At 47.9% G+C, this 24,921-nt stretch carries 26 protein-coding genes; 9 read left to right on the top strand and 17 right to left on the bottom strand.

Annotated elements, in window-relative coordinates; genetic code table 11:
- Positions 1-203: 203 nt before the first annotated feature.
- Entirely contained in the window at positions 204-623 is a 420-nt protein-coding gene (locus CWE15_RS03130) for a DUF4826 family protein (protein WP_126756574.1), read from the top strand.
- On the opposite strand, the gene CWE15_RS03125 is transcribed toward CWE15_RS03130, so the two are convergent.
- From CWE15_RS03125 to CWE15_RS03105, 5 genes are read right to left on the bottom strand one after another with little or no spacing between them, the layout of a single operon-like run.
- A complete protein-coding gene (locus CWE15_RS03125) occupies positions 620-1,807 on the bottom strand; it encodes a cupin domain-containing protein (RefSeq protein ID WP_126756573.1) in 1,188 nt (395 codons plus the stop codon). The two genes, CWE15_RS03130 and CWE15_RS03125, sit on opposite strands and share 4 nt — an antisense overlap.
- Complete coding sequence (gene purB, locus CWE15_RS03120) at positions 1,808-3,196, bottom strand: adenylosuccinate lyase (RefSeq protein WP_126756572.1); 1,389 nt, start codon at positions 3,194-3,196, stop codon at positions 1,808-1,810. It abuts the gene before it with no gap.
- A gap of 16 nt (positions 3,197-3,212) precedes the next feature.
- A complete protein-coding gene (hflD, locus tag CWE15_RS03115) occupies positions 3,213-3,866 on the bottom strand; it encodes a high frequency lysogenization protein HflD (protein WP_126756571.1) in 654 nt (217 codons plus the stop codon).
- Entirely contained in the window at positions 3,863-4,981 is a 1,119-nt protein-coding gene (gene mnmA / locus CWE15_RS03110; protein WP_126756570.1) for a tRNA 2-thiouridine(34) synthase MnmA, read from the bottom strand. The genes hflD and mnmA overlap by 4 nt, the downstream gene beginning before the upstream one ends.
- A gap of 49 nt (positions 4,982-5,030) precedes the next feature.
- The gene (locus CWE15_RS03105; protein WP_420807747.1) at positions 5,031-5,672 is read right to left on the bottom strand and encodes a pseudouridine synthase; all 642 of its coding nucleotides are present in this window, start codon (positions 5,670-5,672) and stop codon (positions 5,031-5,033) included.
- A gap of 101 nt (positions 5,673-5,773) precedes the next feature.
- Here CWE15_RS03105 and CWE15_RS03100 point away from each other — a divergent pair, with 101 nt between their 5' ends.
- Both CWE15_RS03100 and CWE15_RS03095 read left to right on the top strand, forming a co-directional pair.
- Positions 5,774-6,601, top strand: coding sequence for a hypothetical protein (locus CWE15_RS03100; RefSeq protein ID WP_126756568.1), 828 nt, complete (start codon positions 5,774-5,776; stop codon positions 6,599-6,601).
- 30 nt (positions 6,602-6,631) lie between these two features.
- Complete coding sequence (locus CWE15_RS03095) at positions 6,632-7,561, top strand: glucosaminidase domain-containing protein (protein WP_126756567.1); 930 nt, start codon at positions 6,632-6,634, stop codon at positions 7,559-7,561.
- Here the strand turns inward: CWE15_RS03095 and uspE are convergent.
- The 10 genes from uspE to ccoN form a co-directional block, all read right to left on the bottom strand.
- Complete coding sequence (uspE, locus tag CWE15_RS03090; protein WP_338022893.1) at positions 7,542-8,465, bottom strand: universal stress protein UspE; 924 nt, start codon at positions 8,463-8,465, stop codon at positions 7,542-7,544. The two genes, CWE15_RS03095 and uspE, sit on opposite strands and share 20 nt — an antisense overlap.
- Positions 8,466-8,542: 77 nt before the next feature.
- Entirely contained in the window at positions 8,543-9,289 is a 747-nt protein-coding gene (gene fnr, locus CWE15_RS03085) for a fumarate/nitrate reduction transcriptional regulator Fnr (RefSeq protein ID WP_126756565.1), read from the bottom strand.
- A 14-nt stretch (positions 9,290-9,303) separates the two neighbouring features.
- Positions 9,304-9,957 carry a sulfite exporter TauE/SafE family protein gene (locus tag CWE15_RS03080; RefSeq protein ID WP_126756564.1) on the bottom strand — a complete coding sequence of 218 codons (654 nt, stop codon included), beginning with the start codon at positions 9,955-9,957 and terminating at the stop codon, positions 9,304-9,306.
- A complete protein-coding gene (gene ccoS / locus CWE15_RS03075; protein WP_126756563.1) occupies positions 9,954-10,157 on the bottom strand; it encodes a cbb3-type cytochrome oxidase assembly protein CcoS in 204 nt (67 codons plus the stop codon). The genes CWE15_RS03080 and ccoS overlap by 4 nt, the downstream gene beginning before the upstream one ends.
- A gap of 9 nt (positions 10,158-10,166) precedes the next feature.
- Positions 10,167-12,569, bottom strand: a complete 2,403-nt coding sequence (locus tag CWE15_RS03070; protein WP_126756562.1) for a heavy metal translocating P-type ATPase — start codon at positions 12,567-12,569, stop codon at positions 10,167-10,169.
- Positions 12,570-12,578: 9 nt separating this feature from the next.
- Positions 12,579-13,091, bottom strand: a complete 513-nt coding sequence (locus tag CWE15_RS03065) for a FixH family protein (RefSeq protein ID WP_157980705.1) — start codon at positions 13,089-13,091, stop codon at positions 12,579-12,581.
- Positions 13,092-13,171: 80 nt separating this feature from the next.
- The gene (gene ccoP, locus CWE15_RS03060) at positions 13,172-14,131 is read right to left on the bottom strand and encodes a cytochrome-c oxidase, cbb3-type subunit III (protein ID WP_126756560.1); all 960 of its coding nucleotides are present in this window, start codon (positions 14,129-14,131) and stop codon (positions 13,172-13,174) included.
- Complete coding sequence (locus tag CWE15_RS03055) at positions 14,124-14,318, bottom strand: cbb3-type cytochrome oxidase subunit 3 (protein ID WP_126756559.1); 195 nt, start codon at positions 14,316-14,318, stop codon at positions 14,124-14,126. Before CWE15_RS03055 ends, ccoP begins: the two co-directional genes overlap by 8 nt.
- Before the next feature lie 10 nt (positions 14,319-14,328).
- On the bottom strand, positions 14,329-14,937 hold the full coding sequence (gene ccoO, locus CWE15_RS03050) for a cytochrome-c oxidase, cbb3-type subunit II (RefSeq protein WP_126756558.1): 609 nt from the start codon (positions 14,935-14,937) through the stop codon (positions 14,329-14,331).
- A gap of 14 nt (positions 14,938-14,951) precedes the next feature.
- Complete coding sequence (ccoN, locus tag CWE15_RS03045) at positions 14,952-16,385, bottom strand: cytochrome-c oxidase, cbb3-type subunit I (RefSeq protein ID WP_126756557.1); 1,434 nt, start codon at positions 16,383-16,385, stop codon at positions 14,952-14,954.
- 180 nt (positions 16,386-16,565) lie between these two features.
- Between ccoN and CWE15_RS03040 the strand changes: the two genes are divergently transcribed.
- Positions 16,566-17,039 carry a hypothetical protein gene (locus tag CWE15_RS03040; RefSeq protein ID WP_126756556.1) on the top strand — a complete coding sequence of 158 codons (474 nt, stop codon included), beginning with the start codon at positions 16,566-16,568 and terminating at the stop codon, positions 17,037-17,039.
- Here the strand turns inward: CWE15_RS03040 and CWE15_RS03035 are convergent.
- The gene (locus tag CWE15_RS03035) at positions 17,036-18,652 is read right to left on the bottom strand and encodes a methyl-accepting chemotaxis protein (RefSeq protein ID WP_126756555.1); all 1,617 of its coding nucleotides are present in this window, start codon (positions 18,650-18,652) and stop codon (positions 17,036-17,038) included. The two genes, CWE15_RS03040 and CWE15_RS03035, sit on opposite strands and share 4 nt — an antisense overlap.
- A gap of 170 nt (positions 18,653-18,822) precedes the next feature.
- Between CWE15_RS03035 and CWE15_RS03030 the strand changes: the two genes are divergently transcribed.
- Genes CWE15_RS03030 through CWE15_RS03015 form a run of 4 tightly spaced genes read left to right on the top strand, consistent with a single transcriptional unit; the run spans position 18,823 to position 21,628 of the window.
- Positions 18,823-19,728, top strand: a complete 906-nt coding sequence (locus tag CWE15_RS03030; RefSeq protein ID WP_157980704.1) for a MaoC/PaaZ C-terminal domain-containing protein — start codon at positions 18,823-18,825, stop codon at positions 19,726-19,728.
- Positions 19,729-19,730: 2 nt separating this feature from the next.
- On the top strand, positions 19,731-20,180 hold the full coding sequence (locus tag CWE15_RS03025) for an NfeD family protein (protein WP_126756553.1): 450 nt from the start codon (positions 19,731-19,733) through the stop codon (positions 20,178-20,180).
- 21 nt (positions 20,181-20,201) lie between these two features.
- The gene (locus CWE15_RS03020; protein ID WP_126756552.1) at positions 20,202-21,125 is read left to right on the top strand and encodes an SPFH domain-containing protein; all 924 of its coding nucleotides are present in this window, start codon (positions 20,202-20,204) and stop codon (positions 21,123-21,125) included.
- Positions 21,122-21,628: an LEA/WHy family protein gene (locus CWE15_RS03015; RefSeq protein WP_126756551.1), complete on the top strand. Its 507-nt coding sequence runs from the start codon at positions 21,122-21,124 to the stop codon at positions 21,626-21,628. The genes CWE15_RS03020 and CWE15_RS03015 overlap by 4 nt, the downstream gene beginning before the upstream one ends.
- A 268-nt stretch (positions 21,629-21,896) precedes the next feature.
- Here CWE15_RS03015 and CWE15_RS03010 read toward each other — a convergent pair whose 3' ends face one another.
- Complete coding sequence (locus CWE15_RS03010; protein ID WP_157980703.1) at positions 21,897-22,694, bottom strand: MipA/OmpV family protein; 798 nt, start codon at positions 22,692-22,694, stop codon at positions 21,897-21,899.
- A gap of 182 nt (positions 22,695-22,876) precedes the next feature.
- Here CWE15_RS03010 and CWE15_RS03005 point away from each other — a divergent pair, with 182 nt between their 5' ends.
- Positions 22,877-24,874, top strand: a complete 1,998-nt coding sequence (locus tag CWE15_RS03005; RefSeq protein WP_126756549.1) for a Lon protease family protein — start codon at positions 22,877-22,879, stop codon at positions 24,872-24,874.
- Positions 24,875-24,921: the final 47 nt, after the last annotated feature.

Genomic DNA, 24,921 nt, shown 5'->3' with positions numbered 1-24,921 from the left:
CAGTTATATAAAAACGCTGCGTAAATTATCACTTTGCACTAACAAGTGCTAGTAAGAAGAGCGTTAATTTTACCTTGTATTGAGTGGAATGTGTAAGAGTTCTTTACACCACACGATAAAAGGCGATTGAAACAATTCCCACCTTGGGCACTAAATGGTAAGCTTGTTTATGAACGTTTTATGTAGTTATAACGAGAATAAACATGACAACACCAATGAATGAAGAACAAATGCAAGCCTGGGTTCGAAGCCAGTACCAAACCGCGAATGGTTATTTAGCCGAACGTGGGTTAGTCACCGACCGTGTGCTCACTAAAGAAAGCCGTATGCTGGTTCCCCATGTGACGGTTTGGAAGTTTTCCTTGCAACGCCTTACCGAAAAAGTATGGGTCATAGCAGGGACTGACCTACCCACCGACCATATCGACGCAAGCCTTGCTGCAACAGCCCAAGACGCATTACGTTATTTTTCTTATATGTGGCAACTAAAAGCAGACAAAATACTGAACAGTGAGTCTGGTATAAGCAAAGAACAGCAGTCGATTGCTGATGTGCTTGTTAAAAGTGCCGAGCGTATATTCCAAATGAGTGAAGAAAAACAGTTGTGGGAAGAAGAGGCTTAAGCCTCTTCTTCATCTTCTGCGTCGTCTTCCACCACCAAATACCCTTCATTAAGCAACCATATAACAAGCTTAGCAGCCTTGGATGAAGTCTGCACAGCCTGCAAAATACGTGCGCTCGACACACTTTCGACCGACTTAAACACACCCAATAACGCTTCGACCTCTGTGTCACAAGCGAATGCTTGGCCTTGTACGTAAAGGGTGAGGGCCTCGTCTTCGTTGCAATGCTCTGTTGTGAGCCAGCGTAAACCTGGTGCCGTTAAAAATGCATCGTGCTCTGTTAAAAAAGCAGGTAGCTGCTCGTGTGTGAACGGTTTCTCAGGCCAAAACTGCAGCGGGGGCCGCGGGTTTTGCGAAAGAAATTGGGCACACAAGCGGTGCATAAGCGCCGAGTCGGCAACGGCTTCTTGCAACATCCGCTGAAACTCATTCACAGCCGCTTCGGGTAAATACCAAGAGGGCTGGCTATTTTGTGCTTGCAATGAAGCGTCTGTGTCGCGAAAGCGGGTATTAAGCAATTCTTTATCAAGAGCTTTGTCGGCTAAAGCAGAAAGTAGCTCGGCCTGGCTTGGCGCCCGGAAGCCCACGGAATAGCTTAACGACGGCTCAATACTCACCCCGTCATGAGGAAAGCCAGCCGGAATATAAATCATGTCGCCTGGCTCTAACACCACATCAATCATGGGAGTAAAGCCTTTGACCTGTTTTAACTCGGGGTGAGGTGTCATGGTTTCAAGATTACCTGGCTCGCCAATTTGCCATTGGCGTCGGCCTTCCCCTTGAATAATAAACACATCGTATTGATCCACATGAGGGCCCACGCCCCCTTTCGGTGTTGCGAAACTGACCATAAGATCATCAATACGCCAGTCGGGTAGCCAGTCGAAAAAGCTTAGTAATTGGCGAGCAGGGGGGTAATGTTCATTCACCGCTTGCACCAGCAAGGTCCAGTGGGAGTCACCGAGTTTGCCGTAGTCTTCGAAAGGACCGTGAGCAAGCTGCCATTGACCTCTGTTGCACCAGATAACACGCGAGTCGACACCAGGCTCTAACGCTAAACCAGCCAGTTCGTCGGGTGTTAATGGTTCTTCAAGCTGTGGCAAAACCTGGCGAAATACGCCAGGTTTTTTTTGCCATACAGTGCGCTTAAAGTCTGCAGGGTCAAAGTCGCGCAACTTATTCATTTAGTTGTTTTCCAAGTACTTAGACACGTCTTTAGCAAGGCGAACGGCATCACCTATATAGGTATTTGGCGCAAGCGCTTTCAGCTCGTCTTTAGCGGCTTCTGGCATGTCCAAGGTGTCGATAAACTCAGCCATTCCTGCTGCGGACAAACGCTTACCACGGGTAAGGTCTTTTAGCTTCTCGTAGGGCTTTTCAATGCCGTAACGACGCATGACGGTTTGTACCGGCTCCGCCAGCAGCTCCCAGTTCTTATCTAGTTCTGCATCGAGCACGGTCGGGTTTATTTCAAGCTTACTTAAACCTTTTAATGTGGCTTGCCAACCTATAAAGCTATAGCCTAAGCCAACCCCTAGGTTACGCAACACGGTGGAGTCGGTTAAGTCACGCTGCCAACGTGAAACAGGTAGTTTTTCAGCCAGATGACGCAAAATAGCGTTGGCTAAACCTAGGTTACCTTCTGAGTTCTCGAAATCGATGGGGTTCACTTTGTGTGGCATGGTGGAAGAGCCCACTTCGCCTTCTACGGTTTTTTGCTTAAAGTGGTTCAGCGCAATATAGCCCCAAACGTCGCGGTCGAGGTCAATAATAATTGTGTTTAAGCGGGCTACGGCGTCAAACCACTCGGCAATGTAGTCATGGGGTTCAATTTGTGTGGTGTAGGGGTTCCAGCGAATACCTAAGCTGCTAACAAACTCTTCCGACACCTTATGCCAGTCTACTTCAGGGTATGCCGACAAGTGCGCATTGTAGTTACCTACAGCGCCGTTAAGCTTGCCTAAAAACTCAATGTCTTTAATTTGTGACAGTTGGCGATCCACACGAATGGCCACGTTCGCAAACTCTTTACCAAAGGTAGAAGGGCTGGCTGGTTGACCATGGGTGCGGGACATCATGGGTACATCGGCAAACTCTGCCGCTAGGCTAGCAAGCTTCTGCAATAATTCTGTCACTGTCGGCACCACAACTTCTTCACGGGCATTGTGGTGCATCAATGCGTGTGACAAGTTGTTAATGTCTTCGGAAGTACAAGCAAAGTGAATAAACTCACTCACAGCCGCCAACTCTGCGTGGTCCGCAACTTTCTCTTTTAAGAAGTATTCAACGGCTTTCACGTCGTGGTTGGTGGTGCGTTCAATGTCTTTTACGCGGGCGGCGTCTTGTTCTGAAAATTCGCTCACAATGCGATTTAAGAAGTCGTTTGCGTCGTCAGACAGCGGGGGTACTTCGGCAATCGCTTCAATACTGGCCAGCTTCTGCAACCAGCGTACCTCTACCAGCACACGTTGGTGAATAAGGCCAAACTCACTCACATGAGGACGTAAACTGGCTGAACGGCTGCCGTAACGACCGTCGACAGGACTAATTGCACTTAAACTGGAAAGCTCCATTATAATTGGCTCCGCTTTACGATGTAGTTAATAAAAGTGATTTCGCAGCATCGACCATGCTGCGACGATTGAATATGAAATGGCGTTTTTTGCCGCCTAATTGACGCCATAAAACAGCGCTTCGTATACCTGCTAGCAGCAGGCTACGTATTTGGTGTTGAATGGCCGGCTGCTGTAATAAACTAGGTTTGCCTGGCACTTGAATAGGGGGAGCGAGGGGACTAATAATACTGCTGTATAAGCCCGCTAAACTCTCTGTAATACGGTAATTGTCCATATTAAAGTCGTTTCGCTGCCGCGCGACCTGTATTAAACCTTTGCCTAACTCAGCTTTGGCCGCCTCGTTCTTATGAAGCACCTGTTCCATTCGTAGTATGTTCAACGCATGCTTTAAGGGACCGTCTTGTTTTGCTTTAACACCTGGGGCCCCTGCAAACTGCTCTAAAAAAATCCGCAAGCCAATGGCTAAGGGAAGTCTATTCTCACCTTCTGCCATTTCACTCGCGTATATATCTTCTACAGACTCCGCATCTATCGCTAGCACTGAGTTTATCAGGGGGGTGGCGGCGTCTTGGGGAATTATTTTACCTTGGTATGCTAACTGGTACACACAAGCGGCTGCTTGTTGAATACCTGCGATAGCATACACACGCTGCTGCCACTCGGTCACAGTGCAACCTCAAAGTCGGTAATGCGCGACTCGATAATAGCACCACCTAAACAGACGTCGTCTTGGTAAAACACTGCGGACTGGCCCGGTGTCACCGCGGCCACAGGCTCATTGAACATAACTTCAAGGTCACCGTTTTCAAGCGGGGTCACCACGCACGGAATGTCTTGTTGGCGGTAACGGGTTTTCACCATACACTGCACGGGTGCTGTTAAAGTTTCACGGGACACCCAGTGTATTTGCCCAGCGACTAACCCCTTGGAAAATAAGCGCGGGTGGTTTTTACCTTGGGCAACCACCAGCTCATTGCTGGCTACGTTTTTGTCCACCACGTACCAAGGGTCATTGCCGGCATTGGCTAACCCGCCAATCAGAAGCCCTTTGCGCTGGCCTATGGTGTGGTACATCAAGCCTTCATGCTCGCCCAGCTGTTCACCGTCGACGGACACGATAGGGCCGGGCTGAGCTGGCAAGTATTGCTGTAAAAAGTCTTTGAATTTACGCTCGCCAATAAAGCAAATACCCGTCGAGTCTTTTTTATTGAAGGTTACTAGGCCTTGTTCTTCTGCAATACGGCGCACTTCGTTTTTCTCTAAGTGGCCCACAGGGAAGAGGGTACGTGCCACGTGTTCGTGGCTTAGCGTATATAAAAAGTAACTTTGGTCTTTATTGCTGTCTAAGCCTCGAATCAGTTGATACTTGCCTTCGTGCTCACGGCGCTGACAATAATGCCCTGTGGCTATGTAGTCGGCGTCCAACACCTCGGCAGCAAAGTCTAGAAAGGCTTTAAACTTAATTTCTTTATTGCACATAATGTCTGGGTTGGGCGTGCGGCCTGCTTTGTATTCTTCTAAAAAGTGCTCGAACACAGAGTCCCAGTACTCGGCGGCGAAATTAACCGTGTGCAATTCAATGCCCAGTTTCTCACAAACGGCTTCGGCGTCTTTTAAGTCTTCGGCTGCGGCACAGTATTCATCCGTGTCGTCTTCCTCCCAGTTCTTCATAAACAAGCCTTCCACTTGGTACCCTTGCTGCTGCAAGAGCCAAGCAGAAACCGACGAGTCTACGCCGCCGGACATACCAACAATAACGCGAGGAGAAGAAGTGTTTGTCATGGAAAACCTTTAGTCGAGAACGCCTGTATTTAGGCGCTGAATTCTACCACTATTTCCTTGCAGGGAGAAGCTCAGGTGGGATCTCGCTTAAACTCAGCTCTTTATATTCACCTGGTTGCAATCCATTGAGTTGAAATGAGCCAATTTGGTGGCGTACCAGGCGCAAGGTTGGGTGGCCAATCGCCGCTGTCATTCTTCGTACTTGGCGGTTCCGGCCTTCGCAAATGCTAATATTTAGCCAGGTGTCGTGAATGCTTTTGCGGACACGAACAGGCGGGATTCGCTGCCAAAGGTCCGGTGCATCTATGACCTCGGCTCGGGCGGGTAGTGTCTGTCCATCCTTCAGCTCGACCCCTTGCCGAAGTTGCGCTAAGGACTCTTCACTTGGTTCACCTTCAACCAGCACCCAATAGGACTTGTAGGTGCGCTGTTTGGGTTGGGTAATACGAGCCTGTATAATGCCGTTGTTTGTTAGCAGCAAGAGCCCTTCACTGTCTTTGTCGAGACGACCCGCGGGGTAGACATCCGGAATCGGGATAAAGTCTTTAAGCAAGCTGTCGTGAGGCTCACCGCTGAACTGACAAAGGGTTAAGAAAGGTTTGTTAAAGAGAATAATCTTCGGGGTGGCGGGCCGCGGTCTGCGCTTTTGTTGCTGCCAACGAGGACGTTTCGACACGGGTTTTTTGCTCACTTTAACCTCTACCGGGTAAAAACAACGCAAGCCATGCGTTCGTTGTCGTGAATTTACGTTACAATATGCCCTAAGCATAACAGTAGAATTGGAAAATAAGAATGAGTGATATGTGGAAGAACCAACAAATACAACGGATTGGCGGGCACCCAAGCACGGCTTTAGATGACACCTACACCTTAGACACCAAAGAGGTACTAAAAGAAGCTTGGGATATGGTGCGCACCACAAAAGCACCTTTTTTAATGGCTACTTTCATTATTTATGTCATCGCCCTGGCCAGTAGCTTTGTATTTCCGGCGTTAGATATTGATGTGAATGACCCGAACGCATTAGACGCGATTACCTTACCTGTGGTGCTTGGCCAATTTGCTTTACAAGTCATAACTGCCATTTTATTTGCCGGCATGATCTCCATGGGGCTACGCAATGCAGTGCGAGGCCAGCGCGCAGAAAATGGCGCTCGTGCTATTGCGCCAAATAATACACCTATGATGGTCTTTGAGCACTTCCCAACGGCTTGGCCTCTAGTTGTCTTTGAGCTGATTAAAGCCGTTGCTGTGTTAGCTTTAGCTGCGCTTGGTTTGCTATTAGCGAATAATCTGGGTGTGTCCTTGAACGCACTGATGTTCCTTTGGATTTTCATTGCCATGACGTTTAGCTTAGGCCTTATCTTCTCGGTGCAGTTAATTATTCAAGACAAATTAAGCCCTGTAAAAGCCATTCGTGTGTCGCTAACAGTTGTATTCCGTCGGTTTTTTACCTTTTTGCCCCTCTATGCCTTTATGACATTACTGGCGGTGGCCTCGGTATTTACTTTTTTCATTGGCTTTATTTGGGTTATTCCGTTGTTTTTTAACATGAAGGGTATTTTGTATCGGGAAATATTTGGTATTGAAGCACCGGTTACAAATGGGGAAGACTCATGATGAGTCACCTTGCATTGGAAAGGACGTAACATGCTGAAAGAGAAAATAATAAAGCATAAAGTATTGAGTGTAGTTTCCGGCCTTTTGGCCTTGATTGTACTGGTACTTATTCTGGTTGTTCTGCAGGTGGACGACCAGGTGCCTGCACAACAGCAAGCAGAGCAAGGCAAGCAAGCAGTAACCTTTGTAGCGCCCCCCGCAGCGCCATTACCCGCCGTGAATGGGCCCATTCAGCAAGGCCATACAGAAGTCCCAAATTTTGCTGAAATAACCAATGTGACCGCCAGAAAAGTAGAGTTCTTTCGTTTCTTATTGCCAGCAGCGCGACAAGAGAATCAAGCCATATTGACTCAACGAGAAACGCTGGAAAACCTCTATCATGAAAAAGTGCTCAAAGGCATTGCGCTATCAAAGGAAGAGGCTGCCTGGTTAGCCAAGTTAAGCGACTACTATAAAGTAGACACTCAAGACAGAACACGGCAGTTCAAGCTTCTCTTGCGACGGGTCGACATAGTCCCTGAAACTTTAGTGCTTATTCAGGCAGCGAATGAAAGTGGTTGGGGAACGTCACGTTTTGCCTTACAGGCCCGAAACTTTTTTGGTCAGTGGTGTTGGGTGCCAGGCTGTGGCTTAGTGCCAAACCAACGGCCAGAAGGGGAGTCCTATGAGGTACAACTGTTTGCCAATATGGAGTCGTCTGTTCGCGCCTACATTCGCAACTTAAATACCCACCAAGCCTACCATGACTTGCGCAGCATCCGACGCCTACAACGTTTGCACGACAAACCGATGAAAGCCACTGCGCTGGCAGAAGGGCTTATGAGTTATTCCACCCGTGGTGAAGCTTACATTGCAGAGTTGCAACAAATGATCAGAGTCAATGGCCCCATTATTGAGGCCATTCGCGCAGACTTAGAAGAAAGTAACGAGCAAGGTATACTTAGCCAAGTGGGCAGTTAAACCCTTCCGGTTTCAAAGCCAACAAATCGCAATTTAAGCGGCCGATCACATGCTCCGCCGTATTCCCAAGCAGTGCGGCGGAAATTCCAGTACGTCCAACCGTGCCCAGCACAACCAGCCCAGCATCAATTTCTTCAGCTAAAGCAGGAATTCTGTCTTCCGGCATGCCTTCTTCCAAATGCAGCTCGTAAGCGTCCGCATGCAACTCTTCTGTTAGCTTTTTTATTTCTTCTTCATGGTAAGAGCGCACACTCTCTTGGTACTGGTAGGTGTCAAAGTCTGGTATTTCAATGGCTATGGCCGATGGAGCAGACGGATAGCTATTGATTAAATGTAAACTTGCCTTGAGCTTTTCACTCATGGCATAAGCGCTTTGAATCACTTTTTTGTTCAAGCTTTTGTGGTCTTCGCTGGTGGTTGCTGCGTGTACAGCCGCCAGCACTCGGCCTCCTTGCTCTGGCCATGCGTGCTCTTTCACCAGCAATACTTGGCAGGGCGCTTTGCGTAACAAGTGCCAGTCAGTGGGCGTAAACAGAACGCTCTGGAGGGCACCGTGCTTTTTAGCCCCTTTAATAATAAGGTCATGGTTATGCTCAAGAGCGCAGCGAATGATGGCTTCAAAAGGTCTGTGGTGCCACACCACTTCCACGTTTACATCGAGGTTTTCTACCTCTCGCTCTTTTAACAACCCTTGCACCCAGTGACGACGCTCGTGAATAAGCGAGTCGCGCATTTGCTCGCGCTCTTCACCCGAAAGCATGGTGGTCATTTCATAAGAGAAGTCGTAAATAGACACAAACAGAGTGAGTTGTGCGCTTAACAGGCTTGCAAGGTGCAAGCCGCGGGAGAGTGCTTTATGCTCATCATCTTCAGCATCAAGTACTACCAGAATATTCTTATACATAAGCAACCTTCCTTAAACAAAAAGAGAACAATGGCTTATGTGTAGCTTAGTCTATTTGCTGGCTAATTCACAAGCTATTAAGCTTGTTTCAATTGGCAGGGTACTGGCGATAAGCCGGCAATTTCACAAATACGGCTCGAGTCGAGTAGCTTCACAAAACGGCCATTCACCTCAATGAGCTGCTCTTTTTGAAACTTACCAAGCAAGCGGCTGACCGTTTCTACCGTAAGCCCAAGGTAGTTGCCTATCTCTGAGCGGGTCATGCTTAAACGGTATTCAGTTGATGAAAAGCCACGTTTATGAAAGCGTGAAGAAAGCTCCATTAAAAAGGTGGCCACGCGGGCTTCTGCACTGCGAGATGTTACTAAACCAAGCAGGCGTTTGTCGGCGTTAATTTCGTCGCTCATCAGCCGCATTATTTGACGGCGCAGACTCGGCACCTGGCCACTCAATAACTCTAAGTTATTGTAAGGTATTTCACAGACCATGCTGGTTTCAAGGGCTTCAGCGAAGCCTTGGTAATGCTCTTGACCTATAGATGAAAAACCAATGAGGTCGCCTGGCAAGTGAAAGGCTGTAATTTGCATTTCACCCGCGTCGTTTAGCATGTAGCTTTTTAGACTGCCTGAGCGTACCGCATACAAAGAAATGAGCGGATCGTTGGCTCGGAATAAGGTTTCGCCGCGTTGGTAGGGACGTTTCCGTTCAATAATCGAGTCGAGTTTGTCCATCGAACTGTCGTCTAAAGTATAGGGCAAGCAAAGCTGATTGATGCCGCAGTTTTGACAGTTAATATGGTTTTTTAAACGACTTTCATTTGACATTTGAACTCCTAGAATTAACGCAATTGCATTAACCCGATAGTAATTGTAGCCACGCCATAAGTTGCTAAAATAGCTGATGAAAACCAACGAAATTTAGTTGATTTCAATAGGCTAACTAACGTATGACTCACCATACCTAAGAATAACATACTTGGCAAAGTACCGAGACCAAATAACAACATAAATAATGCCCCGGATGTCGGCGACGCGGTTAAAGCAGCCCACGACAACGCACTATAGACCAAACCACAAGGTAACCAGCCCCATAACATGCCGGCCAAGTATACATGATGGCTTTTCCCGTTACGGTTATATTTTCGGGTTAATGGCTTTAAACGTCGCCAAAGAATGGCACCGATGCGCTCCAGCCACAGCAGGGCGGCGGTAATGCGCAATAAGTAGGCAGCTAAAAGCAGCATCATAACGCCAGCGAATATACGCATCCAAATAAACAGCTGGGGTTGCAGTTGGGCTAAACCAAAGAAAGCAGAGCCAACCAAAGCGCCTGCTAGCATATAACTGCTAATACGGCCCACGTTATACAGGAGAATGCGGGGTTTGCTTTGCTGCACACCCATGGCACCTGCAAGGCCGCCACACATGGCAATACAATGGCCGCTTCCGGCCAGTCCCATTAAAATAGCAGCCCAAAAGTCAACGGGGTTCATGGTGATTTCGCAGAAGAGTGTTTGTTCGGTGTTTCTTTGTCGTCATTCTTTGTTTCAGGTGTTTCGTCGTCCAGAAGTATATTGAACCCCTGACGTTCGAGGTCGTCGAACTGGCCTGTTCGAACCGACCAAAACAGCAAACCAATTAAAGCCGCAACAATAATAATAGCAACAGGGACCATAATATGGAGATATTCCATATTCCCTCCTTAATACGCCTGTTTACGGAGTAGGCGTAACGAATTAGAAATAACAATGAGTGAGCTTGTGGACATGCCTAGCATGGCCCATAAAGGCCCCACATAGCCCATCACGGCTAAGGGTAATATTATACCATTATACCCTAAGGCCCAGGCAAAGTTTTGACGAATGACCAATCGGGCCTTTTTAGCGGTATCGAACAGCCGGCGAATCGCCGTTAATTCACCGTTCAAAATAACCACGTCAGAACCTGACTGGGCCAATTCCGAGCCGGAGGCGAAGGTAATGGAAGCGTCGGCCTGTGCAAGTACAGGCGCGTCATTAATGCCGTCGCCCACCATAATAACCGGCCCTTGGTGTTGCTGCTTGCGTAAAATGGCCAACTTGTCATCTGGTTTTAATGCACTGTGAACTTCGTCTAAAGCTAAGCTTTCAGCTACTGCAAGCGCACGCTCTTGAGTGTCACCTGTTAGCATAATGGTGTGGAAACCTTTTTTCTTGCACCACTGCAGCATAGTCGTTGCGTCATCACGCAGTTCATCGTCGACTCGCCAGCAAGCGATAAGGCCTTGCTCTGTGGCTAAAAACACATTGGCTTGAGGCATCGGCGAGCTTAACTGCGGATGCCATTGCTGAACAAAGGCCAAGCTACCAATGCGGTAAAGGGTGTTGTCTACGCGGCCTTCCACGCCAAGGCCAGGGGTGTTTTCTACTTCATTTAAGTCCACCGGTTTAGCAAGCCTGCGAAAGGGCTGGGCAATGGGATGTTCTGAAGAAAACTCCAGCGCAGCAGCAATGGCTTCATGCCGACTTTGCTCGCTCGTTTCCTGGTGCCATGCCTCCAAAATATGAAAGCGACCATGGGTTAAGGTGCCTGTTTTGTCAAAGCAAACGGTTGTTATTCCAGGTAATGCTTGCAGCACATTGGCTTGTTTTAACAAGATCCCACTTTGGTTTAACCGACTGACTGCACCGCTCATTGCCGTAGGAGCCGCTAACGAAAGGGCACAAGGGCAGGTGGCAACCAAGACAGCCAGCACAGTCCAAAGGGCTTTCTCTGGCGCAATAAAATACCAACCTAAATAAGTCGCTGAAGCAATAATAAGAGTCGCCAGCACAAAGTATTTACTAATGTGGTCTGCCAATTGCACCACGCGTGGCTTTTGCCCTAAAGCGTCGTCTTGCAAATGAATAATGCCTGCCAGTAAGGTGTTTTGATGGGTATGGGTTACCCGCATACGCAGTGGGTTTTCTTGGTTCACACTGCCCGCATAAATGGTTTCACCGGTGCGCTTTGCAATCGGGCGGCTTTCGCCGGTGAGTTGGGCCTCGTCGCACCAAGCTTGTTGTGAAAGTAATACTCCGTCGACAGGAATAGCTTCGCCCGGGCGAATTTGAATGACATCGTCTGGTACTAGGTGTTTCACCATCACTTTTTGCCAGCCTTCAGCGGTTTGTTTCTCGGCGATAGCTGGAATAAGCTTCATCAGGTTTGCGGCATTGGTAATGGCTTTTTGGCGGGCTAATAGCTCTAAATAGCGGCCCGACAACAGAAAAAACGCAAACATGGTGACACACTCATAGTACACGTCACCGGTGTCGGTTACCGTGGCGTAAAAGCTGGCAAAAAACGCAAAAATAATTGCCAGGCTGACCGGCACATCCATATTTAACGACTTGGAGCGTATCGCCCGCCAAGCGTTTTGAAAGAAGGGCTGGCAGCTATAAACAAACACCGGGGCACTAAAGAGTAAAGAAACCCACCAAAAATACAGCCGGGTGGTGGCGTCAATGTCGTCGTAATACAAGCCCACAGCCACCATCATGGTTTGCATGGAAGCAATACCTGCTACCCCCAGCCTGCGTATATAGCTGCGGCGTTTGCGTTCGTACTGCTCTTCTAAGTCAGCTTGCTGGAAAGGCAAAGCCTTATAGCCTATTTGGTGAATGGCTTTTAAAATAGAGCTCAGCTTCGTTTTGCCTGCAGCCCAGGTCACATGGACACGATCTGTAGTGGCGTTCACTACCACCTTTTCAATCCCCGCGTGGTTGCCTAATTGCCGCTCAATCAACCAAGCACAAGCTGCGCAGGTCATGCCTTCTACCGCCAGCGAGGCCGAGCTATGGTCGTTTTGAGTGAGAACAAATTCTTTTTGTATTTCTGCGTCATCGTAGGCTGTAACGGCTTCATCAAGCCCCGCTAGCTCTTCAGGAATAAGTGCTGGGCCTTGGCTATCGTCTACTTCACGGTACTTATAAAAATGGGTCAGGCCTTGGTCCACAATGGTTTCGGCAACGGCTTGGCAACCATAGCAGCACATGGGTTGTGCTTCGCCGAACACCTCTACTGTAATATCAACGCCTTTGGGAATGGGCTGAAAGCAGTGAAAACAGGCCTGTTCTTTGTTCATTCGGAAACCTTATACATCAGGAGTAATATTCAGCTCTTTGCGCAATGGGAAAGTGGTAGACTTCGAAATACGCCACTCTCTGTTATAAGGTTCAAAATCCATACGCCAATGGCCACTCACATCCTCTGGAAACTCGGCACGGTACACACCATTCGAGGCGTGAGGCACAAGAATATCAAAGTCTCTGTCGTCTAAAGTAGGGTGGTAAAACATGACACGTACAGCCGTTCGCTGCTCAGGCTCGCCACTAGCGAACTTTAAAATAAACATGTCGTTTTCAATGCTCACTTGCAACTCAATACCAAGGTCTGCAGCGCGCTGTTCACGGTCGAGTTGGAAGTTAATGGCACGGCCTTCGTTATAATAGTCGTCAATAACCATAGCCGTTGGGTTTTTCTTAATGAGTATGACGGTAATCGTTATTGCAGTAATAACCGCAAGCTTCATGAACACTAAATACCAAGGCCAAAAGTGCTTGTACCAAGGACCAGTATTTTTTGTGTGGTTTGTATTCATCGACATACGCATTCTCTTTTAGGGTGATTGATACAAAAAGCCCCTAACGAAGTAGGGGCTTCCAATAGGGCAGAAAAGGAACTTGCTTACTCAGCGTTTAAGCTCAGTACATAACCTGCAAGTATTTTCACCTTATCTTCGCCTAGGATGTTTTCCCAACTTGGCATAACACCGTTCCGGCCATGGCGAATGGTTTCTTCAACTGCTTTTTGCGAGCCACCGTACAACCAAATGTTGTTGGTTAAGTTAGGTGCGCCTAGCATTGGGTTACCTTGACCTTCGCTACCATGACACACAAAACATGTCCCTTGGCCTTTAAAAATTGCTTCACCAGCGCGGGCTACGTCACGGTCTACAGAACGACCATTCAGGCTTAGTACGTAGGTTGCTACTTCAACAACACCTTGTTCGCCTAGGGCGTCAACCCACGACGCCATGTTGGCGTTACGGCCTTTCATAATAGTGGTGTAAATGTCTTGTGGCTTACCGCCCCAGTTAAACACACCATCGGTTAGGTTCGGGAAGCCTTGTGAACCACGCGCATCCGACCCGTGACACTGAGCACAGTTCTGCAAGAACAGGCGTTGACCAATTTGTACAGCTTCAGGCTCAGCGGCAATTTCTTCAATGCTTAAGCTTGCATACTGTTGGAAAATTGGGCCGTACTTTTCTTCCGCATGCATACGCTCACGGTCGTATTGTACGTTTAAGCCTTGTTCACGAGCAAGCTCGACAGCTTGACGCGACTCTTCAAGTGAAAGAACGCCTTGGTTTGAACTTGTCCAGCCAAGAAGTCCTTTGAAATTGCCTAATCCTGGGTATAAGGCAAGGTATACGAAACCCCAAGCAAAACATAACCAGAATAAAATAGTCCACCATTTAGGTAGTGGGTTATTTAACTCTGAGATGCCGTCGAATTCGTGCCCCATAGGCTCGCCTTCTTCCACACCCGTGTAGTTAGTCATGTTCCAACGCAGTAGTAGCATTAGTGCTATTAAGGTACCGAGGGTTATTACAATTATCCAGGCACTCCAGAAGCTACTCATTATTATTTGACTCCTGTTTGCGACCTGAAGCGTTATCCTTCAGGTCGGTTGAATCATCGTCCACGACAGACTTTGCGATATCGTCGTAACGCTTTTTGTTTTTAGGTAAGAAGGCCCACAGAATCACCAAAATGATGATTCCGAAGACCACGAGTGTGTACCATGCTGTGAATGTAGCTCCACTCATATTTTATTCCTTACCTTAGGGCGGTGCCAAGTGACTGCAAGTAAGCAATCAGGGCTTCCAACTCAGTGTGACCGGCAACTTTCGCGCCTGCGCCTTCAATATCCTCGTCCGTGTACGGGACACCTAGGGTTCTGAATGCGCGCATTTTACGCTCAGTCAGTCGACCATCGAGTTTATTTTCAGCTAACCAAGGGAAGGCTGGCATGTTTGACTCTGGAACTACGGCACGTGGGTTAATCAGGTGCACATGGTGCCATTCGTCAGAATAACGACCGCCTACACGGGCTAAGTCAGGACCTGTACGCTTCGAGCCCCATAGGAATGGGAATTCCCATACGTGCTCACCTGCTACAGAGTAGTGACCATAGCGTTCGGTTTCGTGACGGAACGGGCGAATCATTTGGCTGTGACACCCAACGCACCCTTCACGAATATAAATGTCACGACCCTCTAGCTGCAACGGTGTGTATGGCTGTAGGTTTTTCACTGGCTCATTTACTTGGCGTTGGAATAAGAGGGGGGTGATCTCTACGAGACCACCTAGTGATATTGCAATAATTGCAAATACAGCAAGCCAGCCTACGTTCTTTTCTACTAACTCATGTTTAATTCTTTTCACGACTCAGTATCTCCTTAGGCGGTTTGTGCAACGAGTGGTTCGCTTTTGCGAACAGCGTTACTGCGAACTGTTTTGAATACGTTGTATGCCATAAGAAGCATACCAGTAACGATGAACAGGCCACCCACAAAGCGCACAAAATAGAATGGGTAAGAGGCTTGTAAGCTTTCCACGAAGCTGTATGTCAGGGTACCGTCAGAGTTCACTGCGCCCCACATTAAGCCCTGTGTAACACCTGAAATCCATAGCGCGACAATGTAAAGCACCACACCAATGGTATGTAACCAGAAGTGCGTAGTAATCATCTTAATGCTGTACATGCGCTCGCGGTTGAATAGCACTGGAATTAAGTGATAAATCGAGCCGATGGTGATCATCGCAACCCAGCCTAGCGCACCCGAGTGCACGTGACCTACAGTCCAGTCAGTGTAGTGTGACAAGGCGTTCACCGACTTAATCGCCATCATGGGGCCTTCAAACGTGGACATGCCGTAGAACGACAACGACACAATCAGGAAGCGCAAGATAGGGTCGGTACGTAATTTATGCCACGCGCCGGATAAGGTCATAATACCGTTGATCATACCGCCCCAGGAAGGAACGAATAGAATAACGGACATCACCATACCCACACTTTGTGCCCAGTCTGGCAGCGCAGTGTAGTGTAAGTGGTGAGGGCCAGCCCAAATGTAAATACAAATAAGGGCCCAGAAGTGAACAATGGACAAGCGGTAAGAATAAACCGGACGCTCTGCCTGCTTAGGTACGAAGTAGTACATCATACCAAGGAAGCCAGCTGTCAATAGGAAGCCAACCGCGTTATGCCCGTACCACCACTGCATCATGGCGTCGATAGCACCCGGGTAAATCGAGTACGACTTCATGAAGGACACAGGTAAGGCCAGGTTATTACCAATGTGCAGCATGGCAACGGTAATCATAAAGGAGCCATAGAACCAGTTCGCTACATAAATGTGCGAAGTTCTACGTGTGGCTACTGTACCGAAAAACACGATCATCACGGCAATCCACACAATCGCGATAAGAATACCAATCGGCCATTCTAGCTCCGCGTACTCTTTGGTGGTTGTGTAACCCATAGGCAGGGTGATAATTGCTGCAACAATGACAAGTTGCCAACCCCAAAAGGTGAAGGCAGCTAAACGGTCAGAGAACAGTCGCGTATGACAGGTTCTTTGCACCACATAGTATGCAGTCGCAAAAAGGGCACTGGTACCAAATGCAAAAACTACTGCGTTGGTATGCAATGGACGTAAACGGCCGTAGGTTAGCCATGGGGTGTCGAAGTTCAGTGCGGGCCAGACAAGCTGGGCTGCAATGAGAACACCAACACTCATGCCTACAATGCCCCATACGATGGTCATGATCGTAAATTGTCTGACCACCTTATAGTTATATTCAACAGGTTGAGAGTTCGTTTGGTTCATTTTCTTATTATCCGCTCGAGGTTGCAGGACGTGGAAAGGTAACTTTAATAAAAAATTACCAATAACAAATTAATTGTACGGTTTTTATAAAAGGATTACACCCTATAAGAGGTAGATTTTATGACACTGATCAATCTAATGGGTATTATAGCAGCGGTTTTTCATGTTTGCGGAGATAAAATGCACAAAATAAATGTATATAAAGCCATGGGCTTAGCAGTCGTCCTTTCTGTTTCGCTTGTTTCTTGTACAAAAGCAACGCTTCCAAGTACGGAGGTGGCTTTTTGTGCGCTTGGCTCTATTCCAAGCGCTCAGTGCCAGGTACAAGTGGGCGACCAGACCATTAGCTTTTTCTCAACTTCACCTTCCATGCCAGAAGAAACAGACATGACCCTGTTTGCGCAAACACCTTCGGAGTGGACTCTGAATAAAGCGGTGATGCGGGGCGAAAGTATGTATATGGGAGAAATACCTATTGTCTGGACGCCACAAGGGGATGGACGTTGGCAGGCCGACCTACGTATCGCTGCCTGTGCACACCCCGGCATGGTCTGGCGTATAGACTTTGACATAGAAACAGAAGCAGGGCATGCGACCACAGCTATTCACTTTCCTGTGGCCGCACACGGTGAAGCGTCACATCACCAGCATTAGGTTTTAAACTGTCGCGCTTGGGCTGCAAGCTCATGGCTACTTGTAGACATGGTGTTGCTTAAGCGGCCCAGCGCTTGGTTGTTTTCTTCATTCTGATTGGTTAAGTCGTTAATACCAACAATGCTTTGACTGATTTCGCTAGTCACACGGCTTTGCTCGTCCGTGGCTGTCGCAATTTGAACGTTCATGCTGGATATAGTTTCAACCGCTTGATTAATGGTACGTAACGCATTTTCAGCATTACCAACATTGGTACTGGTATGAGCCGATGCTTGCTGCACATCGTTTATCACTGTGGAAACATTACTAATCGCCGCTTGTATATTGTCCGTTAGTTGGCTTATTTCATTGGTGGAGTGCTGGGTACGGGTCGCTAGGGTACGTACTTCATCAGCTACAACGGCAAAGCCGCGGCCTGCCTCGCCCGCTCGCGCTGCTTCAATGGCAGCGTTTAAAGCAAGCAAGTTGGTTTGCTCGGCAATATTTACAATCACTTCAAGAATATCACCTATGCGGCTCGAGCTTTCTTCCAGTGCTTTTGTTTGCGAAACAGCCGAGTTCAACTTGATGGCCAGTGCGTCAATGCTTTCTACTGTGCTGTGCATCACTTCCGCGGTGGTATGAGACTCTTTATCCGCTTCACTAGCCGACTCCGCTGCTTGGCGGGCATGGTCCGCAACTTCAGCGGCAGAAGCCGACAGCTCATGCACGGCTGTAGCAACCGAGGAAGCCTCTGAAGCAAGTTGCGCAGAAAGGCTCGAGCTGGAATGGCTGAGGTGGGTCAACTCTTCCGCAGCTTCCTCCTCTTGCAAGGCACTCTCTTGTAGGCTTTTCACCACTTGCTGTACCTTGCTAACAAATAAATTAAAGCTGTGGCCTAATTGAGAAAGCTCGTCATTTCCTTCGGCATTTAAACGGACAGTTAAGTCGCCATCACCAGAAGCTATGTCTTGCATAGCCGCAATCGACGTGTTCAATGGCTTAGTGATGCTGCGAATAATCAGCATAAAGAGCAGCAGAAGGGGGATAGACAAGCACAGGGCAATCAGCATTAAGCGCCAAAACTGTTTCATGACCAAGCCGTTAATGGTTTGCATTTCAACACGTGTGTTAATAACCCAACCCCAAGGCTCAAAAGCCGCAACTCGAGCCAACACAGCCTTGTCGTTTTGATGGTACCGGACCGTTGCTTCTTTGTTGTTCGAAAGGGCGCTTAACATGTCTCTATAGTAGGGAGTGCCACGGCTGTCCGTTTGATCAAGCACTTTTTGCCCTTGCAGCCTCTGGTTTGGGTGCTGCAACAAGGTACCATTGGTGCTTAGGGTATAAATATAGTTGCCACCGTCGTACTTTATATTGGCTAACATGGCTAAAGCGGCTGCTTGGGCTTCCTGTTCTGTCATATTTCCGCTTTCAGCTTGGCGGTAAAACCCTTGTACTTGCGTCAGAGCAACGTCATTAATGGCATCGAGCTTATTCTGAACCTCGTTCATCACAAAGCTTCTGTCGCTCATGAGCATAAATAACACCATAAGCCCCGTGCCTATTGCCGCTATGCAAAGAAGTAAAAAAAGTCGAACGCTAATTTTAAAGCGCTGAAAGAAACGGTCCATATTTTAACCACCTACTAAGTTCACAAAAGATGATGTTGTATTCTAGTGAATATGTATCGGCTGATATTGATATAACACAAGGCTTTATTTCATAAATAGTACTACGCCGTTTATAAGAACTTTGGTAACCTAACATACATATTACAAACAAAAGTGCTATGGAGGGATGGATGGCGCAAGGTTACCAAGCGGAGAACCCGCCTGTAAAAACCTTACCTGACTTACCAGGTATGTTGTTGCGAGCTGTTGGCACAGTCACACGGAAAGGCATTGTCAGCGACGATTTGAAGCGACTGACCAGTCAATACAGTGCCAAGCCGATCGATCTGGAGCATTTGGCGTCTTATAAAGAAAAAATACCTAACTTTGTCAGTGACGTACCTTTAACTTACTTTTATTTGTTAGCACAACGGGCGCATTTAGCGCTGATGCTTGAAAATGACTTCCCGTTTCCTATTTTAGGCATGGTGCATGTTGCCAACCGTATGGAGTACTTTGCTCCAGTTGATAAAAAGCAACCCTTCACCCTGGATGTGCAAATAGAAATGCCAGCAAGGGCAGCCAAGCGTAAGCGTATTCGTCCAATGTATTTAGTGGACTTCTACCAAGACGACACGCTGGTGCTGCGCAGTAGCAGTGCCTACCAGGTAGGTGGCGGCAGCAAGCCAGGCAAGGGGCGCGAACGCAAAAGCCCAACTATCGACTTGAGCCTGTGGCAAGAAAACGACGCCTGGTCACTGCCAAGCCATTTAGGCCGCACCTACGCGCGCTTGTCGGGTGACTATAATCCTATCCACTTGCACCCTTGGGTGTCGCGCTGGTTTGGTTTCAGCCGGCCTATTATTCATGGCATGTATTCGGTAGCTCGGGCGCAAGCCAGTATTGAGCATTACTTAGGCGAAGAAGTCACGCTCATGGACGTTGGCTTCCGACGTCCCGTATTTTTGCCGACGGAGCTAAAAAGCTTTCACCAATTAGAAGAAGGGCGGCTGATGGTTGCTGACACACGTGGCAGCCGGAGTTTTTTAGAAGGCAGCTTCGAAACCCGCAGTATGCACTCGAATAAAGAGGACTAAACATGTCAGCCGGTATTATTTGGATTATCGTAGGTATATTTCTGATACTAACAGAACTCCTGGCAACCAGTGTCATTGCTGTGTTTATTGGTATAGGCGCTATCACCACGGGCATTTTATTGCAGCTTGGTGTTATTACTTCCCAGTCTGCCCAGTACCTAGTGTTTGGTGGGGTCAGTTTAGCGACGCTTCTGTTAGCTCGGAAACATTTACAAAATTGGTTTGTTGGCTTCACCAGCGACACTGCAAGCTCTCCACAAATTTTTCAAAAAAGCCTGGGCGACCGGGTTGAAGTGCAAAGTACCTTTGTACACGGCCGAGGGCGTGTCGTTTTGAATGGCGTACAGTGGGACGCAAGCAGTGAAGACCCGCTAGAAAAAGGGGATGTGGCTTGGGTGATCAAAAACGACGGCATCACCTTAATTGTTAGCCGCAACCAACCTGCAAAATAATTTACTTATAAGGAACAACTCATGGACAGCTTAGCCATACTCTCGTTGGGGTTTGCCGTATTTGTCATTGTTATTATTGTCAAAACAGCGCGCATCGTTCCCCAGCGCAGCAACTATGTCATTGAACGTTTAGGAAAATACTCCCGTACTTTAGACTCGGGCTTTCATATTTTAATCCCGTTTATTGACAAAGTAGCCTATGTACATACGCTAAAAGAAGAAGTAATCGACGTGCACCGCCAAGCTTGTGTCACCAAAGACAACATACAAGTAGGCATTAATGGTGTGCTGTATATTCAGGTAATCGACGCACATCGCGCAAGTTACGGTATTAACGACTATCGTTACGCTGCGTCTCAGCTTGCACAAACCACCATGCGTTCTGTTATTGGCCAAACGTCATTAGACAAAACCTTTGAAGAGCGTGCCAAAATTAACGAAGCTGTAGTGCAAGCACTTGACGAAGCAGCTGCACCTTGGGGTATTAAAGTCCTGCGCTATGAAATTTCAGACATTGAGCTACCCACCAGCATTAAAGACGCCCTTGAACAGCAAATGCGTGCAGAGCGTGAACGCCGCGCTGCAATCGCCAAGTCTGAAGGTGAACGCCAAGCCATGATCAACGTTTCAGAAGGTCAGAAACAAGAAGTGATTAATATGTCGGAAGCCGAAAAGCAGAAACAAATAAATGAAGCAGAAGGGCGTGCGCAAGAAATTGAACTTATTGCTTCTGCCACGGCTGAAGGTTTACGTAAAATTGCCTTGGCCATTAATGAGCCAGGTGGTAAGGAAGCAGTGAACCTACGCGTTGCAGAACAATATGTAAAAGAGTTTGGTAACTTAGCTAAAGCCAACAACAGCATGATCATTCCTGCTGAATTAGCCAACATTGGTGGCGCGGTGGCCAGTATTACCGACATTGTGAAAGGTATGAGCAAGTCATGAAGCATGGTTTATTTAAAACAAGCGCACTCATAGCAGCAAGCTCCTTGCTGCTCAGTGCATGCTCTGTCGTAAAGGACCAAATAACCGACAAGGTTTCTTTCGATTTAGCTGCCGTGAATGCAAACATGTCACTCCAACAAGACGGTACCTATATACCAGACCTTGTTACAGACCTAGCTGTGCAAGTGAGCATAGGAAACGCCAGTCCTGTGCAGCTCCGTTTAACCCAGGTAAATTACCAAGTTTATATGGGCGAAGCCTTAATCGCCGAAGGCGCAAACAGCGACCAGCTAGCAATAGCAGCAAATGGTGGCACGGGCGACATTACGTTGCGCATAGCGCTGAGTGGTAAGAAGCTCCTTACTGAAGGCTTAAAGTTAAAACGCGGCGAAAGCTTGCCACCATTTCGAGTAGAAGGTGCTGCCCAAGTAGGAACACCGATTGGCCAATACGCATTGCCGTTCACCTTAAACTACAACGAGGAAACCAAGCCCAGCAATTAAAGCTTTGGCTTTTCACCAAACGAATCGCCGCCACCGTTTTTACGGTGGCTTTTTTTTTGACAAATTTTTGAACAAATCAAATTTCCTGTTTTTACGTTATAACCAAAAACCAGCAAAAACAGCCGAAGTTTGCACGTACAAACACCACAGGGCAGAGCAGGCCTCATAAGAGCATAATAAGCAATTTAACATAATATATATTATGCGTAGTTATAATAATAAGAGGCGCCTGGAAAAACACCTCCATATGTTTGGTTTTTGCATCACGCTACAGCCGATAATTGATAATGATAAAGGCACTATTTGCATGGCTGCCTTCAGTCATTGGGCTGTTACGAATGGCGTCGTCTAAGAAACTACGTTTAATGGTACCTGCCAAAGACCAGCGCTCATTTAAGCGCACAAAGCCTTCCAAGCTTATGGCCACATTCCAGCTGCTATTGCTGTCGTAGGCAGAAAGCCCAGACCGTCCAGCTTCCGCTTGGCTTATTCCATAGAAATAATCGGTATAGCTGCCGCTGACATAACTGACATCTAGCCGTGGTCCTAGCTGCCATTGCCGTGGGCTTGGGCTAAAGGAGTAAAAATACCCCAGTGTCGACTGGTAACCCGTGTCAAAGTCACGCACGTTCACACGGCTTTCAGCGGTAAATCGGCCGTATGGTGTTCGCTGTGTGAATTTAAGGCCTGTTTCTAAGCGAAAGTCCCGTTTATCTAATTGCTGCAGTTCTGCATTGTTATTCTTTTTAGGATCAAAACGTTTCCCTCCAATGCCAGACACAATGGCCAGCTCCTGACTGCGCGAACTCAACAAGCGATAACCTAACTCAATTCCACGAAAGTAAAGCCGTTCACTTTCGTAACCAAGTACAGGAAACACATAATTATCGCGGTTTCTGCCTTTATAAGCAGCATCTACCGTGGCCAAAGCCAGACCTGCTTGCCAAACACCTTTGCTTGACTCTTTTTCAGCGGCTACGGCAAGGCCGCTAACAAGCGTCAAGCCTATAAATGGCGCTGCTTTTAGTGCTTTTCTGAAGGCTTTCTGCTTTTGCGTTAAATTCAACTTACCATTCCTTTTAGTCATGTCAAATTAGGCTTTTTTAGCCTCAATATGATGTTTTTAGCCAGTATTACTACCAATACGCATGCCATTTCGAAACGGATTCACCTCTGTATTTTTAACTTTCGTTTACAGTGCTGTGTTTTAGCGTATCATACCGTTTGTTTTTACGGGGGCGCTATCTTATGCCAAGCAATCAAGAAACCACGAGTTCATTTACGTATCAAAAACTAACAGCAGAGCAGTTAACCGCTCAGGTCCATCCCATGCTGACGCAGCCCGCTTCTGCGGAAAATGTGGCAGCCCAGGTATTAGCAGGACAATCACGCGCCCTTCTTGCTTTACAACATGCCATTCAGTCGAACTCCAGCTACAGCCATGCGTTTATGGCGTTACCGAGTGGACTTATTGCCAACGACGTTATTCGTGCCGTGGCGAAACATCAGCAATGGCAAGCAAAAAACCAATACGACTGGGTTTATTTGGCCCATCCCAGCAACCCGCTGACACCCGTCTGTGTGTGGTTGCCCGCTGGTAGTGCGCCAGAAGCCCTGCACAGCTTATGGGATTTTTTAAACACAGCACCCGAACAACGCAGCGAACTCATGCAACAGCTGAAGGCACAGTTTCCTTCCAGTAGCTTCAGCCAGTACTTAAACCACATCGCCACAAAGCGCTTCGACGACATACCCGGCAATGAACTGGCCAATATTATTGTGTCCCACACCCAAGACGCTGAGCCTTGGGTGTATTGTGACCGGGTAAACTATGCCCGTTTATTTGGCGACATTCGTATTCAAGCCGTAGAAGGCACCGTGAGTTCGGCCCTGCATTTAATTCGTCCAGGCGCCCTGTTGCATGCAAATGGTGGGGTGTTGGTGGTCGACGCCCATGAACTATTGCAAGAGCCCCATTTATGGCGCCAACTAAAGCATGTGTTAAGACGCAAACGGTTTGACTGGGAGCAACCCGGCAAAGGGCAAACGGCTATTTTTTATCAGCCCGAAGCCATTCCTATCGACGTCAAAGTTATTTTAACCGGCGACACCTACTTATTTAGTCAGTTGGCGGAGCTCGACGAAGAGTTCAGCAACTTTTTCCCATTTATTGCCGACTTTACAGCTATTTTTAAGCCAAGCGAGCACAACAGCCATGAATATTTAGGCTTTTTAACCTACCTGCGCGATCAGGTTCGACACCGCCCGCTAAGTGCATGTGGTTTCACCGCCCTCTTACAGTATTCGTCCAGCCTGTGTGAACACCAAGGCGAACTCAGCCTAGACGCCGTGCGATTAATGCAGTTTTTAGAGCAAGCCGAAACCCTAGCAAACGCCGCAAACAGTGAGTACATAGAAGCTCGCCATATTCATGCCACAGAGCAAGAGCAAGACTACCGCATGGCCCGTATTGCGGAAATGAACTGGCAAAGCATTATTGAGCAACAAGTGCATATCGACACCAGCGGCCAAGTCGTCGGTCAAATCAATGGGCTGACGGTGGTGTCAACGGCGGGCATCGAATTTGGTGAGCCTTCCCGTATTACCGCGACCGTCCATTACGGCGACGGCGATATTATTGATATTGAGCGCAAAGCCGAGTTAAGTGGCAGCATCCATACCAAAGGCGTCATGATATTAACCGCCTATTTAGCCCATGTTTTCGCGCAGAAAGAACAAATTCCTCTGTCTGCAACCTTGGTGTTCGAACAGTCGTACCATGAAGTAGACGGCGACAGCGCCTCGCTGGCAGAGCTTTGCTGCTTGCTTTCAGCCTTAGCCAATGCCCCAATTGAACAAGGTTTGGCTGTGACCGGCGCCATCGATCAATTCGGTAATGTGCAAGCCATTGGCGGTATTAATGAAAAAATACAAGGCTACTTCACCATTTGCCAACAACGCGGTCTCACCGGTCAGCAAGGTATTATTCTGCCCTACTCAAACCGGCTGAACCTGCATTTGCCTCCAGCCATACGGGAAGCCGTGGCCAACGACACCTTTCACATTTACACCGTGAAACATGTGAGTGAGGCGGTACAACTATTAATGGGGATGCCGTGCGGCTCAGCACAACAGCCAGACAGTGCTAGTATTTTCGGCCGTATACAGCAACGGTTGCAAGAAGTACAAGAGTTACACCACCACGACGAGCCGGTCTTTTTCCGCCGTTGGCTGCGTAAAAGCTAAAGGCGCAACTGTTCGGACTTGTTCAGCGTACAGGTGTTCGCTAAGCT

The organism is Aliidiomarina taiwanensis (assembly GCF_003987015.1).
Taxonomy (GTDB): domain Bacteria; phylum Pseudomonadota; class Gammaproteobacteria; order Enterobacterales; family Alteromonadaceae; genus Aliidiomarina; species Aliidiomarina taiwanensis.
Note: the sequence above shows the minus strand (reverse complement) of the source record. Positions and strands in the feature narration are given on the sequence as shown.